Below are 14,597 nucleotides of genomic sequence, written 5' to 3' on the forward strand. Positions count from 1 at the left end.
TGTTTAAGGAACGGGGTTTTTCTGTAAAATAATTGTTAGTTTTAGAACTTTCAGCCTCTTGTTTTGTTTGAAGGCTACAATCATAGAAATTATATGTTCAGAAAAATACTTCTTCCTGCTCTTTTTTTACTTTGCCTGTCTCTATCCTTATCTGCACAACAGACAGATACCTTGTCTATTACTTTAGAAAATGTGAAATACCCATATCCGGTAAAATACTTTCCAATTCATACCGAAGGACAGGATATCCGGATGGCTTATATGGACATTGCGCCGATACAAAATACAAATGGCAGAACGGTAGTCCTTTTTCATGGTAAAAACTTTGGTGGATATTACTGGACAAACGTAATCAAGGCTTTAACCGGCAGAGGGTTTAGAGTGATTGTTCCGGATCAGATTGGGTTTGGTAAATCTTCAAAACCCTATATTCATTATAGCTTTCATCAGCTGGCACGCTGGAATAAAGCGCTTTTAGATACTCTGGGTATACATAAAGCCAATATCCTTGGACACTCTATGGGAGGGATGCTGGCTACAAGGTTTGCTTTAATGTATCCGCAGACTACTGAAAAGCTATTATTGGAAAATCCTATTGGCCTGGAAGATTACCGTTCTTTTGTGCCTTATGTAACTACAGAAGATCAATATAAAACAGAGCTTAAATCAAATGCAGAAAGTATCAAAAAATACTATCAGAGCTCTTACTTCACCGTATGGAAACCAGAATATGATGAGCTGGTGAAAATTGCTGCTGGAGTAACCTTTAGCGCTGATTATGCGAGATGGGCAAAAGTTGCAGCCATGACCTTTACAATGATTTATGAACAGCCGGTTGTTTATGAATTTCAAAATATTACTGTTCCAACTATTCTCTTTATCGGGAAGGAAGATAAGACTATTGTTGGAAAGGGTTTATTAAGCCCACAGGAGCAGGCCATGCATGGCCAGTACAAAGTGCTGGGAAAACAGATTGCATCCAGAATACCGAATGCAAAGCTGATAGAATTTGATGGCAGCGGACATATCCCTCATCTGGAAGTGCCCACTGAGTTTACAGTAGCTTTATTAGGCGGGTTATAAAAGCTTGTGGGTCCGGGTTCCGGTCATTATTTTTTCGCCGGATCCTGTGAAAACGTAGCAGAAAGAATTTGATAAAGTTCTGGATGTTTATCCTTGAACTGTGCCGGCTTTTCAAAGAAATATTCTGAGACTACCGCAAGAAATTCTGCTTCATTGGTTACCGCATAAGGATTGATATCAGATTTTCCAGCCTCAATTTTATTAATCTCCTGGTGGATCATCTTTACCCAGGGGATAATATACTGGTGAGGCATCAGGTTTTCAGGAATGCCATCAGTTGCACCATCCGATTTATCCAGTAAATGTACAAATTCATGGATAGCCGTATTTTCTTTGTCAGCACTGATAGAAAAGCCTTCTAATAAGGCAGAACGCGATAAGATCATTTGCCCGTTCATATAGCCCGTACCTACCATTCCCAGAATATTACGGTCACCACCTTCAAACTGAAAATCTTTGTTAAATGTATCCGGATATAAAATTACGGCATGCAGATTCTGATATTTCCAGTGTCCAAATCCAAAGACAGGGATAATTGCACTGGAAGCAATTAATAAACGATCTGTAGCATCCGGAGTCAGGTCTATTCCTTCAATACGTACATAGCTTAAAAAGTCTCCGAGCATATGCTCAAACTTTGTCCGGTTTGCGGCATCCAGGTTCTGATAATAAGCGACATGACTGAGCAAAATTTGCTGGTCAGCTGTGTTGATCGTGTTTTCGGGGAGCTTTTTGGCTTTTTTATCTCTGAATATAAAATACAAAGCAATTAAAAATGCGGCGAGTAAAATGAGATATGGTGCCATTATTCAGCTTCCAGAATTTCAATTTGCTCCAGTATTTCTTCCTGTAAGACAGGGAATGGCTTGTCATTGACCAAAGACTGATATACAGCTTCAAAAAGAGAAATATAGCTTGCAGGTTTAGAAGGGATCAGACGTTCGGTTCTATCACCATTCTTATCGATCAGTGTCAGTTTTCCTTCTTTCCCTTTGGCTTCAATTCCAAAGCCAGGTTCATTTGGTTTGATACCTTTCAGTAGTTGTTCTTCCTGTACATCGGCCCTGTCTTTGATAAAACTGCCATTTCTTCCATGAAGTACAAAAGAAGGCTGTATATCAGTAATCATCATGTTAGAATGTACAAAAACATTCAGGCTGTCCGGATAACTCAAATGGACGGACAAAAAGTCATCGACCTGTGTGTTTTCCCTGTTTCTGCCTAAAATCTTATGGAATGAATCAGGTTGTCCGAACAGGCTGATTGCCTGATCCACTAAGTGAGGGCCTAAATCATATTGTAAACCACTGGCGGCAACACCAGACTCTTCCTTAAAGCTTTTGATGCCAATGCTTGCCTTATATCTGTCAAACCTGAAGTGAACTTCTGACAGTTTACCTAATTTATTACTTTTAACTATGTTTTTTACTGTCTCAAAATCACTGTCCCATCTGCGGTTCTGGTAAACAAAGACTTTTTTATCCAGGCTTTCTGCCAGTTCAAATATTTCAACCGCTTGATCGGAAGTCGCTGTAAATGGTTTTTCAACTAGAATATGCTTGCCGGCATTTAATGCTTGTTTAGCATAGTCGTAATGGGTATAGTTTGGGGTATTGATAATAATGAGCTCAATGCTTTGATCATTCAGCAAATCCTCTATATGGTCATAACTGGTGATTCCTGTGAAGTCTTTCTCCGCATTCTTTTGATTACGTTCCGTTACTGCATGGAGTTTAAACCCCGGATGTGCAGTAAGAAAAGGGCCATGAAATATCTTGCCTGACATGCCATAGGCCATCAGGCCAGTTGTGATTACTTTATTCATCAATTTCTATATTTTAGGGGCTAAATTAGTGAATCCAAAAGCTGATGTATTAATAATATTGTCATAAACCGTTTTTATATTTTTTATCTTTGGAGTATGAAGCCCGCAGAAATCAACGCAAAATGGAAGATTCTACAGCAAAAGATTGCTGAGGAATTTGATTCAGATATACCTGATTTAAAGGTAATGTTATTCTTGATAGGCGTTCAGGAACTCGGCAAGGGGCCAGGTAAGTATAGCAAACGTCAAAAAGAAGAGCTTATGCATATCGCAACCTGCCGTTTAATGAGTGAAATGGGATTTTATGAGCTTGAAGGACTGGATCAGGACGGGTGGCCACACTGGAAACTGGTCAAACAGGTTCCATCGTTTGCAATGATGGAACAGGAGTTGCTTTTAAAATCACTGGCTATTCATTACTTCGAAGACATCTATCAATAACAGGATAAAAATCTATCTCAATAAAAAGCCGGAGTATAATTACTCCGGCTTTTTTGTTATTAAAATAGGTAGATCTTAATATTTTTAGTTGTTAGCTTGTTGCGCTTGTTTTTTCAATTGATCATTTGCTACAATAACAATCTCAACCCTACGGTTAGCTGCTCTTCCTGCATCAGTTGCATTATCTGCAATCGGCTCAGAGAAACCTTTACCTACAGTAGTCATACGACCAGAAGGCACACCCTGAGAAACTGCATAAGCTTTAACCGCTGCTGCTCTTCTTTCAGAAAGGCTCATATTATATGTTTCAGTTCCTTTGCTATCTGTATGACCAATAACTTTGATCTCAGTATCAGGATATTTTTCTAAAGATCCGGCTAATGATTTTACATTGTCTTTAGCCTGTGCTTTTAAGTTTGCACTATCAAAATCAAATAAGATTCCACTATCAAATTTTACAATGATACCTTCACCTTCACGAACTACTTCTGCATTAGGTATCGCATTCTGAATTTCAGCAGCTTGTTTATCCATACGTTTTCCGATGAATCCACCAGCAGTACCACCAATAGCACCACCTAAGATCGCTCCAATTGCAGTGTTACCAGCTTTTTTTCCAATAATAGCACCTAGAACACCACCTGCAGCAGCACCAATACCAGCTCCTTTTTGTGTTTTAGTTAAACTGTCACAGCCTTGGAAAGCCATTGCGCTTAACGATAATGCAATACTGAATGTTGCTATTTTGAATTTCGAAGTAATCATGATAATAATTTATTTGTTTATAAAGGCATTTACTCAAAGGTAATGCCAATTGTAAGTTTTTTGTGATTTCTTATATAAAGACAGAGATTTTGCATAAATTCCGATGCACAACTGACGTAAGATTGTCTGAAAATGTTGAGATTGACTACAATTCTGTACAATTTATTTTAAAGGATATATGCAATTGGCATAAATATTCTTCACTGCCAAATAACGTTTCTTTGCTGGCAGTTATCCTGTTCCATTGCTGGCATTAACCGCTCAGCTAATCAGGAACTAGTAGTCATATTTATCCTTCCAGTTCTGCTTTAATTTTTCTCTGAGTTTATTTTCAGCCGGATTATTGCCCGGATCATAAAGTTTAGTGCCGCTGATCAGGTCAGGTAAATATTCCTGAGGGGCAAAATTTCCTTCATAGCCATGCGCGTATTTATAATCTTTTCCATAACCAATATTCTTCATCAGTTTGGTGGGCGCATTTCTGATATGTAAAGGGACAGGTAAATTTCCGGTTTGTTTGACCAGTTGCTGTGCATGATTGATGGCTTCATAAGAAGCATTGCTTTTTGCTGAAGACGCGAGATAAGTAACTGCTTGCGCAAGAATAATCCGGGCTTCCGGATATCCGATTACATTGACCGCCTGGAAACAGTTATTAGCCAGTAATAAAGCATTGGGATTGGCATTGCCAATATCTTCAGAAGAGAGGATAAGTAATCGTCTTGCGATAAATAGAGGGTCTTCACCGCCTTCTATCATCCTGGCCAGCCAGTAAACAGCTGCGTTCGGATCACTTCCTCTGATCGATTTAATAAAGGCAGAAATAATATCATAATGCTGTTCACCTGCTTTATCATACAGGGCAAGGTTCTGCTGGGCATGCTTTAATACGTTTTCGTTGGTCAGGACAATAGTCTCTCCTCCGATACCATTAATGGCAATTTCAAGTACATTTAATAATTTTCTTGCATCCCCGCCAGATAAGCGGATCAGTGCCTCATGCTCTTTGATTGTGATTTTCTTTTCTTTAAGGATCACATCTTCGCGGATTGCTGTTTGCAGCAGACCTGAAAGTTCCTCTTCATCCAATGATTTCAGGATGTATACCTGGCAGCGGGATAGTAAAGCGGAAATAACTTCAAAAGAAGGGTTTTCTGTTGTGGCACCAATAAGTGTAACCAGGCCGCGTTCTACCGCTCCAAGCAGGCTATCCTGCTGAGATTTACTGAATCTGTGGATCTCATCAATGAATAAGATGGGTAAACCAAGAAAGCTATCTTTTAATAGTGCCGCTTTGTCAATAACGTCACGTATATCCTTTACTCCTGAATTAATTGCACTCAGATTAAAGAATGGACGGTCAAGCGTTTGAGATATAATATATGCCAAGGTCGTTTTCCCGACTCCCGGAGGGCCCCAGAAGATCATAGAAGGAAGCTGTCCGCTTTGTATAGCTTTACGCAGAACTGCATCAGGACCTACCAAATGTTGTTGTCCAACATATTCGTCCAGATTTTGCGGACGCATGCGTTCTGCTAATGGAGGTAGGTTTTGCATAAATGTAAAGATAAAAAAACAGGAGCAATAAAAATTACTCCTGTTTTGGAACTGCTTAATTTTACACAAATAAGCATTAACTGGTTTGAAAATAGAATTTTCTTATGTTATTCAGCTTGTGGTGCTGAGCCTTCTCTTTTTGGCGCTGTATTTTCTGCTCTTGTTGTGGCGCCCTCTGCTCCTGAAGCAGTACCTCCGGTTTTGGGTTTCTTTTTCCAGAACTTACGCTGAGGTGCTTTTTTATGCTTGCGCTCTGTTCCTGAAGATGGTGTCGCAGCCGTTTCTACAGGTGCCTCGCCCAAATGTTCAGGTAAAGGCATTCTGTCAATCGTTTTGTCAATCAGCTTTTCTATGTTCGCAAACTTACGTTTATCCTTATCATTCACCAGAGTGATTGCAGTACCAGTCGTTGCAGCTCTTGCTGTACGGCCAATTCTGTGGATATAATCTTCCGGATCATGCGGTACATCAAAATTGATGACCAGTGAAATTCCTTCTACATCAATACCTCTTGATAATACATCGGTCCCGATCAATACAGGAACACGTTTATTCTTAAATTCTGATAGAATAGCTTCTCTTTCTTTTTGTCCCAGATCTGAGTGAAAAGCTTCTGCTTTAAAGCCAAGTCCACGGAAAACTTTACCCAGGTTTTTAACTTTTTCTTTAGTAGAAGCAAAGATTAAGATACTTGGGAAGTCTACATTTTTCATCAGCTCTGTCAGTAATTTTACCTTTTGGGTATCATGTACTAAATAAGCCTGCTGATTGATTCCTGCGGCAGGTTTTGAAATTGCAATACTGATCTGCTCTGGATCTTTTAATAAAGTACCTGCAAGCTTTCTTATTTTAGGAGGCATTGTAGCCGAAAACAATACGGTTTGTCTTTTCTCAGGAAGGAAGCTTACGATACGCATAATATCATCGTAAAAGCCCATATCCAGCATTCTGTCTGCTTCATCTAAAACAAGGTGCTGTAACTGATCCAGTTTAAGTAATCCTGAAGAAAGATGAGAGATCAGTCTGCCTGGTGTAGCTATGATAATATCAACACCTTCACGCATACTGCGTTTCTGCTGTTCATAGGCAATGCCATCACCACCTCCATATACGGTAAGCGAACTGATATTGGTGAAATAAGAAAGTGCTTCAACCTGTAAATCGATTTGTTGTGCAAGCTCACGGGTAGGAGCAAGAATAAGCGTATTGTTATGTCGGTTCTCCGTCTGGCTGATCATATTCATGACCGGCAGCAAATAAGCACCTGTTTTTCCTGTACCCGTTTGGGCACACGCTATCAAGTCCTTTTTTGCTAAGATAAGGGGAATTGCTTCCTGTTGTATAGGGGTTGCATTTCTGAAACCCATTGCTAATAAACCCTCTAATAAATCAGGGTTAAAATTAAAATCTTTAAAATCCAATATACTTGTATGTTATTCGTAATTGTTCTGCATAAAAGTAGCCTTTATTTCTGGCTTTTTTATTTTTTCTGATCGGCATATCCGAATACCTTTTGAAGTACCGAAGTTGTGCGTCCGCCTAAGTTATTTCTGATCGTTAATTCTTCCTGTGCAACCTGGATGAACATCCCTTCTACAGCTTTTTGAGTTACATAACCCGAAAGGTCTGTTGTTACTGGTTTAACCATTGGTAATTTATTGTACTGATTTGTGGCGTCTCCCCAGTATTTGGCCGCGCCAACTTTACTTAAGCTCGTATTCACAACAGGCCTGAATTTTTCCATCAGCTGTGCTGTAGTCGCTTTTTTAAAATATTCAGTTGCTGAGTTTTCACTTCCCAGTAAGATATTTGTTGCATCTGTGATGGTCATTTGTTTAATCGCAGAAACGAATATAGGCTTAGCCTCTTTCGCAGCATCCTCTGCGGCTCTGTTTAAACTGGTAATTACATTGTCAGCCAGCGAGCCCAAACCAATACTCCTTAATGTTTTCTCTACTTTTTGTGCTTCCGGAGGGAATAAAATTTTAACGGCCATATTGCCCAAAAAACCATCTTTCATGGACAACTGATCTGCGCCTTTAGAAATCCCTGCTTCCAGTGCCTGTTTAATCCCTGTTCCAATTTCTGAGGTGGTTGGTTTATCTGCTGTAGAAGTCGTTGCCGTAGCTGCGGACTGATTTCCTGACTGTGCTGCCGGGGTTTTAGTCTCTGTTGCTGATTTTACTTTCTTTAAAATGCTTCCAAGTGATTGGCTTTGTGCATTGTAGCTAAACATTGTGAGTGCTGCAAAAGCCAGGGATAATAGTTTGATTTTATTCATGTTTTTTGTGTAAAGCCAATAGTAAGCAAATTTCCAGCCATTAAATGCTGATTATCAATTTTATCCGTTGATAATCATATCCTTTTGATGATTTTTGAGATAGAGTCAGAAAATATTTTTATACTTGAAGAGAATTTTCCTCCATAAATACTTTGAAATTTATAAAAAATACAACAGGAATCAAAGATCTCGATGATGCAGCCCTTCTTTTACGGTACAAAAGTACAGGGAGTCTGGATGCATTGGGTATGCTTTATAATCGCTATATGCACCTTGTTTATGGAGTTTGTCTTAATTACTTCAAGGAAGAAGAAGCGAGTAAAGATGCAGTGATGCAAATCTTTGAAGAATTAGTTGTAAAGCTGAAGATCCACGAAGTGCAGAATTTCAAGAGCTGGCTGCATGTGCTGACAAGAAATCATTGTTTGATGGCATTGAGGAAGTTAGCAAAAAACAATACAGTCTCAATTGATGATACTTTTGTGGAAAATACCGATTTTGTGCATCTGGATATAGACGATACCAAAGAGAAGCAATTGACCGTTATGGAAAAATGCATGGAGACGCTGACAGAAGAACAACGCAAGAGTGTGGATTTATTCTATCTCCAGGAAAAATGTTATAAAGAAGTGGCGGAGCTAACGGGTTATGAAATGGTTAAAGTAAAGAGCTATATTCAAAACGGAAAACGCAATTTGAAAATTTGTATAGAGAAAAACAGCAGTGAATAACGATTGGTTAGATATAGAATTACTGGAAGATTACCTGGATGGTAAACTTGATAGCAAAGCTATGCATAAGCTTGAAAAGCAGGCGCTAGAAGATCCTTTTGTTGCGCAGGCCCTGGCGGGATTAAGTGAATCCAAAGGAAAAGCCGGACATACTGTATCTCTGCTTCAAAAACAATTATACGAAAGGATAGCACAGCAGCAGGTTACTAAAAGAGAAACTGTGTTTACCTGGCAGCGGTTAAGTGTTGCTGCGGCTGCAGCTGTTGTATTTATTTCGGTGAGCATCATATTCTTTATGAAGGATAGGGCAAAACGAGAAGAAATAGCCAGAAATAATCCTAAAAAGGTCGAAGTTAATATCGCTCCTTTACCTAACCAGGCGGTTATAGATTCTGCTAAAAATGATATTTATGCGGCTAATGTTCCGTCAAAAAGAGAAAAGACAGTCGTTGCCGGACAAGCAAATCCGAAAAAAGAGATGCACGAAGAAATAGCTATGGATAAAGCTGTTCAGTCTTATGCGATCCAAAGTGCGCCGGTCAATAGGGGGGATAGTACCCAGGTGCCTGTACAAGCAGCAATGCGTAAAATGAGTAAAGCAGTGCCGGCAGCAGAAGCAGCACCGCTGGCAGGTAAAGTTGCTGGAGTAGCTGTGGCTACGGCTATGCCTGCAGTCTCTACTCCGGTGGGTGGATGGGTTAATCTGGATACTTATCTGAATGATCACAATAAATTGCGCGGTGCAGGTGATCAACTGGTAGAATTAAGCTTTTTAGTAGATAACGAAGGAAAGCCTGTTGATTTGAAAGTTACCAAAGGCATTAACAAAGAATTTGATGAAGAAGCTATAAGGCTGATTAAGGAAGGCCCTAAATGGGAGCAACCTAAAAATAAAGAAACCAGGGTAACTTACACGGTTTCATTTTAAAAGAAAAATCCCTTGAATATATATTCAAGGGATTTTTTATGTTTGAAGTATTAAGTACTATCTAGATAACCACGCCTAAACCAGGGAAGAAGAAATCAACCAGTTTAAAGATAATTGCGGCTAATAATGCTGAAACAGGAATGGTTAATACCCATGCCCAAAGCAAACTTACCGTTACTCCCCATCTTACTGCTGAAACTCTTTTTAATAAACCAACCCCAACAATAGAACCTGTAATAGTATGCGTTGTAGATACCGGAATACCAAAGTGTTCTGTGATTCCCAACGTTACCGCACCAGCAGTTTCTGCGGCAACACCTTCAAAGGCATTTACCTTGGTAATTTTTGAACCCATTGTTTTTACTATTTTCCATCCGCCACTCATCGTTCCTAAAGAGATCGCTGCATAACAGGTAAATGGAATCCACTCTGGCATAGTGTCACCTGTCTTTAAGACTTTAGCTGCAACCATAGCTACGTAAATGATACCCATTACTTTCTGTGCATCATTTCCACCATGGGTGAAACTTAAGGCTGCAGAAGAGATCAATTGTAGTTTCTTAAACCATTTCTCTGCAACCGAAGGTCTTGCATTCTTAGAAAGATGTAATAAGATGATCGAAATAATCACCGATATAAACATCCCGATCACAGGGGCAAGAACAATAAATGCAATGATTTTAAGGATTGGAGCAAGGTTAATTGCAGACATTACACCAAAACCCAGTGAACCAGCCTTAGCCATACCAGCTCCGGCAAAACCACCAACTAAAGTATGTGATGAACTGGAAGGAATACCGTACCACCAGGTAAATAAATTCCAGGTGATCGCTGCAATCAGTCCGGCAAGGATAACCTCGAGCGTAATGAAATTCTCCACAACCGTTTTAGCAATTGTGTTTGCAACTTTATGATCCGTGAAATAGAAGTAAGCAGCAAAATTAAAAAGTGCTGCCCATAGTACCGCCTGAAAAGGGGTAAGTACTTTTGTTGATACAACCGTTGCAATAGAGTTGGCTGCATCGTGAAAACCATTGATATAATCGAAACCGATAGCCAGTACAATTACGACGATCAATAAGGGTGTAAGCATTTCGTTGAATTTTAAGCGTTTTTAACCAATATAGATTCCAACACATTTGCTGCATCTTCACATTTATCTGTAGCCATTTCAAGTGTCTGAAGAACTTCTTTTTGCTTGATCAGTTCAATTGCATTGGTTTCAAATTCAAATAACCTTGCAATTGCGATATTACAAACGTAATCCGCCTGATTCTCGCCACTATTAATACGTACACAAGCATCAGCAATTACACGGATATTTTTAAAGCTTCTCAATTCTTTGATCGCTTTATCTAAATCTGTACACATCTCAACCAGTAGTTCTGCCAGTTTAATCATGGCATCACCGATATTCGTGATGTTATACAATTCAATATTACTAGCCGAAGCATGAATATAATCTGCAATATCATCTACTGCACTTGCCAGTGCATGGATATCTTCTCTGTCGAAAGGAGTGATAAAATTTTTGCTTAATTCTAAGAAGATAGAGTGAGTGATATCATCACCAACGTGCTCAAGGCGTTCAATCTCTTTTATATATTCTTTTCTTTTTTCCAGATCTTTGGTACTTAAAGCAAGAAAAAGTGCTTCTGAGATCTTTAATACATTACTTCCGGCTTGTTCAAACAGCGGTTGGAATTTTTTGTCTTTTGGTGTAAAGAACTTAAAAATATTATTCATGTTAACTATAAGATATGGTTACAAAAGTAGGATCGCAATGTTAAGTTAGTGTTAAGTGTTAACATAAAAGGAATATTTCTTTAAATTTTAACCAACTTTTTGCAATGTAAAAGCAAAAGTTGTCCCGATCTGAAGCGTACTTCTTACCGATATAATTTGCTGGTGCGCTTCCAGAATGTGTTTTACAATAGCCAGTCCCAGGCCTGTCCCGCCTACTTCTCTGGAACGGTGAGAGTCTATTCTATAGAAACGCTCAAAGAGTCTTGGCAAATGTTTTTCATCAATTCCAATTCCATCGTCTGTGACTTCAATCAGATACTGATCATGCAGTTCAAAGATTTTAATTGCTGTAGATCCGTTCTCTTTTCCGTATTTAATTGAATTGGAGATCAGGTTAATCATGACTTGTCTGATCTTTTCGCGGTCGGCATTTACAAACGCAGGGTGCATATATTTTTCTTTGAAGGCGAGGTGAACCTTTCTTTTACCCGCTTTATCTTCTAAGGCTTCCATCACTTCTTTGGCCAGCAATACAAAATCGAATTTCCGGTAATCAATAGGTACTTCACCCGATTCCAGTTTAGAAATTGCATCCAGGTCATTGATCAGATAACTGAGTCTTTCTACGTTTTTCTCTGCTTTTTTTAAGAATTTCACTGCCATTTCAGGATCATCAAGTAAACAATCCTGTAAAGTTTCTATATAGCCCTGTATCGCAAAAAGTGGGGTTTTAAATTCGTGAGAGACATTAGACAGAAACTCTCTTCTGAACTGTTCCTGTTTTTTCAGCAGATCAATCTCTTGTTTTTTTGCGCCTGCCCATTCCTTTACTTCATGTTCTACATCATTGATAGGGTCAGTACTGACATATTCACCCAATGCATCTTTCAGGTCTTTACCTAATTTAAGATTATGGATCAGTTTATAAATCAGTTTGATTTTGGAATAGATATACTTTTCCAGAAGATAATAAAACATAATAAAACTTGTCACAAACGAGACCGCGAAGGAGACAAGCATAAAATACCAGCTTTGCTGGAAATGGAAATTCACCAACCCGATAGACAGGCCGACTGCGAGGGCAGTAATTAGCACAAGGACACTTAACTTCATAGAGGCAATTTACAAGATAATTTTAAATGCAGATGGGAGTCTGTTTAAAATTCATCTAAATTTAAAATAGGCTTGTCTATAAATCAGTCTAATCCTGATCAGCTTGTTTTTCAGTCAGATATTTCCAATATCTTTTAGGAACATGCTGAACATGTAATTTCGTGTTCTTCCTGGCCTGGATATTGGTACTTTTAAAATAGTCTTTCCAGAGTACGGCATACAGGCTCTCTTTTTCTGCTAACACAGGATTTGAAATCCCTTTCATGCCTGGCTGCTGCTTAAAATCTATCTGTATCTCTTCTACCTTTTCCAAATCATAGAACAAGCCATAATCTCTTTTGATATCATAAATGATCCACTGCTGATCGGCATAGCGGTCTTTGAAATGTTTGACAATTAAAGGCAGTACATTGAAGTCCGGGTCTATGCCGCAATAATATACACCATCTGCGTTTTGCTGAAAGCGGATGAAAGCTTCCATCCTGTGTTTCTCCCGTTCTACTTTTTTTGCAATCTGGCTTAAGGCCAGGACATGAGGGTTGCCGTAATTTTTTTCTATCTCTGCGCCTGCTGTGAACAGGTAACAGGCAAATTCAAATAATGAAGTATAACCTTCATCAAGCTCGGATAAATAGGTGCAATAAAATTTCCGGATTGAACTTTTGGATAAATGAGCTTGCAAACCTTTCCAGACCCTATCCGCTTTTTCCCGTTCATTGACTATATGCAGACAGGGTGTAAAAGCATCCGGTTGAAAAGCTGCCGCTGTCTGTAACTTTACAAGACCAGGTTTGCGTTCAAACCAGTTAAATACAGCACACAGCAAACCTTCAAAACTTCCGTCAAAAACGTAGCTATACATTTAAAAAAGAATAAGCTGGCTGGTGTCGTATTTCAAATATTTACTTTGACTTTCGGCCTGTATAAATGATTTGATCTGATTGCCCTGGTAATCTTTTAACTGATAAGGACTGTCAGCACATTGAATAAAATACTTAGCCCGGTTATAAGCTACTCCAATCTTTTTGAGCTGATCGATGCGTAATTTCCCAAATTTACGTGCCTGTACAATTTTCTTGGCAGAAGTCACCCCGATCCCTGGGATACGAAGAATAACCTTATAAGCTGCGACATTAATGTCAACCGGGAAATGCTGTAAATTACGTAAGGCCCAGCTTAATTTGGGATCAATGTCGATATCCAGATGTGGATTGGCATCATTAAGCAGTTCATTGACATGAAATCCATAAAAGCGCATCAGCCAGTCAGTTTGGTACAACCTGTTTTCTCTGATTAATGGGGGCTGAGAACCGAGCATAGGTAACCTTGAATCGTTACTAATTGGTATATACCCTGAATAATAAACTCTTTTTAATGAGAAATTCCTGTAAAATGTATCAGCCGTCTGCATAATTTCCTGATCTGTTTCGGGAGTTGCACCAATAACCATTTGGGTGCTCTGGCCTGCGGACACGAATTTTGGGGTGCTTTTAATGAGTTTGCGTTCCTCTTTAAACTGTACAATCTGGTTCCTGACAAAATTCAGCGGCTGGATCACTTGCTGATGACTTTTTTCTGGTGCCAGCAATTTGAGGCCGCTTTCGGTAGGCATCTCCAGGTTAATACTCATCCTGTCTGCATATAAACCGGCCTCCATAATGAGTTCTTCACTTGCGCCAGGAATAGTCTTTAAATGGATATAGCCATTGAAGCGTTCTTCCAGCCGGAGTTTTTTTACAACGCGCAATAAACGCTCCATAGTGAAATCGGCATTCTTGAAAATGCCCGAGCTTAGAAACAAGCCTTCAATATAGTTTCTTCTGTAAAAATTCATGGTCAGCTCTACCACTTCCTCTACAGTAAAGGCGGCCCTTTCGATATCGTTGCTTTTTCTGGAAACGCAGTACGCGCAATCAAAAATACAGTGATTGGTAAGCAGGATCTTGAGCAGAGAAACGCATCGGCCATCCTCAGTATAAGTATGGCAAATTCCAGAAGCATGGCTGTCTCCTAAACCTTTATTGTCATTTTTTCTGTTTCCTCCGCTAGAGGAGCAGGATACATCATATTTGGCAGCGTCTGCCAGGATATTTAGTTTTTCTCTAAGACGTTCAGACATAATACTAT

Annotated in this window: 15 protein-coding genes; 4 read left to right on the forward strand and 11 right to left on the reverse strand. The window is 39.2% G+C overall.

The features are described from left to right. The first annotated feature begins 93 nt into the window (after positions 1–93). The gene (locus tag HDE68_RS07740) at positions 94–1,083 is read left to right on the forward strand and encodes an alpha/beta fold hydrolase (RefSeq protein ID WP_183880651.1); all 990 of its coding nucleotides are present in this window, start codon (positions 94–96) and stop codon (positions 1,081–1,083) included. A gap of 26 nt (positions 1,084–1,109) precedes the next feature. On the opposite strand, the gene HDE68_RS07745 is transcribed toward HDE68_RS07740, so the two are convergent. Continuing rightward, entirely contained in the window at positions 1,110–1,889 is a 780-nt protein-coding gene (locus HDE68_RS07745; protein ID WP_183880653.1) for a zinc-dependent peptidase, read from the reverse strand. Continuing rightward, positions 1,889–2,908 (reverse strand): Gfo/Idh/MocA family oxidoreductase, encoded by a 1,020-nt coding sequence (locus HDE68_RS07750; protein WP_183880655.1) that lies wholly within the window; start codon positions 2,906–2,908, stop codon positions 1,889–1,891. Before HDE68_RS07750 ends, HDE68_RS07745 begins: the two co-directional genes overlap by 1 nt. 96 nt (positions 2,909–3,004) lie before the next feature. On the opposite strand from HDE68_RS07750, the gene HDE68_RS07755 reads away from it, so the two are divergent. Next, positions 3,005–3,349, forward strand: a complete 345-nt coding sequence (locus tag HDE68_RS07755) for a hypothetical protein (RefSeq protein ID WP_183880657.1) — start codon at positions 3,005–3,007, stop codon at positions 3,347–3,349. An 84-nt stretch (positions 3,350–3,433) separates the two neighbouring features. On the opposite strand, the gene HDE68_RS07760 is transcribed toward HDE68_RS07755, so the two are convergent. The 4 genes from HDE68_RS07760 to HDE68_RS07775 all read right to left on the reverse strand — a co-directional run bounded on the left by HDE68_RS07760 (position 3,434) and on the right by HDE68_RS07775 (position 7,952). Then, the gene (locus HDE68_RS07760; RefSeq protein ID WP_183880658.1) at positions 3,434–4,114 is read right to left on the reverse strand and encodes an OmpA family protein; all 681 of its coding nucleotides are present in this window, start codon (positions 4,112–4,114) and stop codon (positions 3,434–3,436) included. A gap of 276 nt (positions 4,115–4,390) precedes the next feature. After that, a complete protein-coding gene (locus HDE68_RS07765) occupies positions 4,391–5,671 on the reverse strand; it encodes a replication-associated recombination protein A (RefSeq protein WP_183880660.1) in 1,281 nt (426 codons plus the stop codon). A 107-nt stretch (positions 5,672–5,778) separates the two neighbouring features. Continuing rightward, a complete protein-coding gene (locus HDE68_RS07770; protein WP_183880662.1) occupies positions 5,779–7,092 on the reverse strand; it encodes a DEAD/DEAH box helicase in 1,314 nt (437 codons plus the stop codon). Positions 7,093–7,151: 59 nt separating this feature from the next. After that, positions 7,152–7,952 (reverse strand): DUF4197 domain-containing protein, encoded by an 801-nt coding sequence (locus HDE68_RS07775; protein ID WP_183880664.1) that lies wholly within the window; start codon positions 7,950–7,952, stop codon positions 7,152–7,154. A gap of 152 nt (positions 7,953–8,104) precedes the next feature. On the opposite strand from HDE68_RS07775, the gene HDE68_RS07780 reads away from it, so the two are divergent. Then, entirely contained in the window at positions 8,105–8,683 is a 579-nt protein-coding gene (locus tag HDE68_RS07780) for an RNA polymerase sigma factor (RefSeq protein WP_183880666.1), read from the forward strand. Continuing rightward, complete coding sequence (locus HDE68_RS26640) at positions 8,676–9,611, forward strand: energy transducer TonB (RefSeq protein WP_221300694.1); 936 nt, start codon at positions 8,676–8,678, stop codon at positions 9,609–9,611. The genes HDE68_RS07780 and HDE68_RS26640 overlap by 8 nt, the downstream gene beginning before the upstream one ends. Before the next feature lie 61 nt (positions 9,612–9,672). On the opposite strand, the gene HDE68_RS07790 is transcribed toward HDE68_RS26640, so the two are convergent. The 5 genes from HDE68_RS07790 to HDE68_RS07810 all read right to left on the reverse strand — a co-directional run bounded on the left by HDE68_RS07790 (position 9,673) and on the right by HDE68_RS07810 (position 14,589). Beyond that, positions 9,673–10,704, reverse strand: a complete 1,032-nt coding sequence (locus HDE68_RS07790; protein ID WP_183880668.1) for an inorganic phosphate transporter — start codon at positions 10,702–10,704, stop codon at positions 9,673–9,675. Between the two features lie 11 nt (positions 10,705–10,715). Continuing rightward, a complete protein-coding gene (locus HDE68_RS07795) occupies positions 10,716–11,357 on the reverse strand; it encodes a DUF47 domain-containing protein (protein WP_068404177.1) in 642 nt (213 codons plus the stop codon). A gap of 87 nt (positions 11,358–11,444) precedes the next feature. After that, complete coding sequence (locus HDE68_RS07800; protein ID WP_183880670.1) at positions 11,445–12,470, reverse strand: sensor histidine kinase; 1,026 nt, start codon at positions 12,468–12,470, stop codon at positions 11,445–11,447. 88 nt (positions 12,471–12,558) lie between these two features. After that, positions 12,559–13,332 (reverse strand): TIGR03915 family putative DNA repair protein, encoded by a 774-nt coding sequence (locus HDE68_RS07805; protein ID WP_183880672.1) that lies wholly within the window; start codon positions 13,330–13,332, stop codon positions 12,559–12,561. Next, a complete protein-coding gene (locus HDE68_RS07810; RefSeq protein ID WP_183880674.1) occupies positions 13,333–14,589 on the reverse strand; it encodes a putative DNA modification/repair radical SAM protein in 1,257 nt (418 codons plus the stop codon). Positions 14,590–14,597: the final 8 nt, after the last annotated feature.

The sequence above is a fragment of the Pedobacter cryoconitis genome, from assembly GCF_014200605.1.
In the GTDB taxonomy this organism is placed as follows: Bacteria; Bacteroidota; Bacteroidia; order Sphingobacteriales; family Sphingobacteriaceae; genus Pedobacter; species Pedobacter cryoconitis_B.

Coding starts and splice junctions, on each gene's coding strand:
- HDE68_RS07760 (WP_183880658.1), bottom strand. CDS start 4,114: ATGATTACTTCGAAATTCAAAATAGCAACATTCAGTATTGCATTATCG.
- HDE68_RS07775 (WP_183880664.1), bottom strand. CDS start 7,952: ATGAATAAAATCAAACTATTATCCCTGGCTTTTGCAGCACTCACAATG.
- HDE68_RS07740 (WP_183880651.1), top strand. CDS start 94: ATGTTCAGAAAAATACTTCTTCCTGCTCTTTTTTTACTTTGCCTGTCT.
- HDE68_RS07795 (WP_068404177.1), bottom strand. CDS start 11,357: ATGAATAATATTTTTAAGTTCTTTACACCAAAAGACAAAAAATTCCAA.
- HDE68_RS07750 (WP_183880655.1), bottom strand. CDS start 2,908: ATGAATAAAGTAATCACAACTGGCCTGATGGCCTATGGCATGTCAGGC.
- HDE68_RS07810 (WP_183880674.1), bottom strand. CDS start 14,589: ATGTCTGAACGTCTTAGAGAAAAACTAAATATCCTGGCAGACGCTGCC.
- HDE68_RS07805 (WP_183880672.1), bottom strand. CDS start 13,332: ATGTATAGCTACGTTTTTGACGGAAGTTTTGAAGGTTTGCTGTGTGCT.
- HDE68_RS07745 (WP_183880653.1), bottom strand. CDS start 1,889: ATGGCACCATATCTCATTTTACTCGCCGCATTTTTAATTGCTTTGTAT.
- HDE68_RS07765 (WP_183880660.1), bottom strand. CDS start 5,671: ATGCAAAACCTACCTCCATTAGCAGAACGCATGCGTCCGCAAAATCTG.
- HDE68_RS07755 (WP_183880657.1), top strand. CDS start 3,005: ATGAAGCCCGCAGAAATCAACGCAAAATGGAAGATTCTACAGCAAAAG.
- HDE68_RS07800 (WP_183880670.1), bottom strand. CDS start 12,470: ATGAAGTTAAGTGTCCTTGTGCTAATTACTGCCCTCGCAGTCGGCCTG.
- HDE68_RS07790 (WP_183880668.1), bottom strand. CDS start 10,704: ATGCTTACACCCTTATTGATCGTCGTAATTGTACTGGCTATCGGTTTC.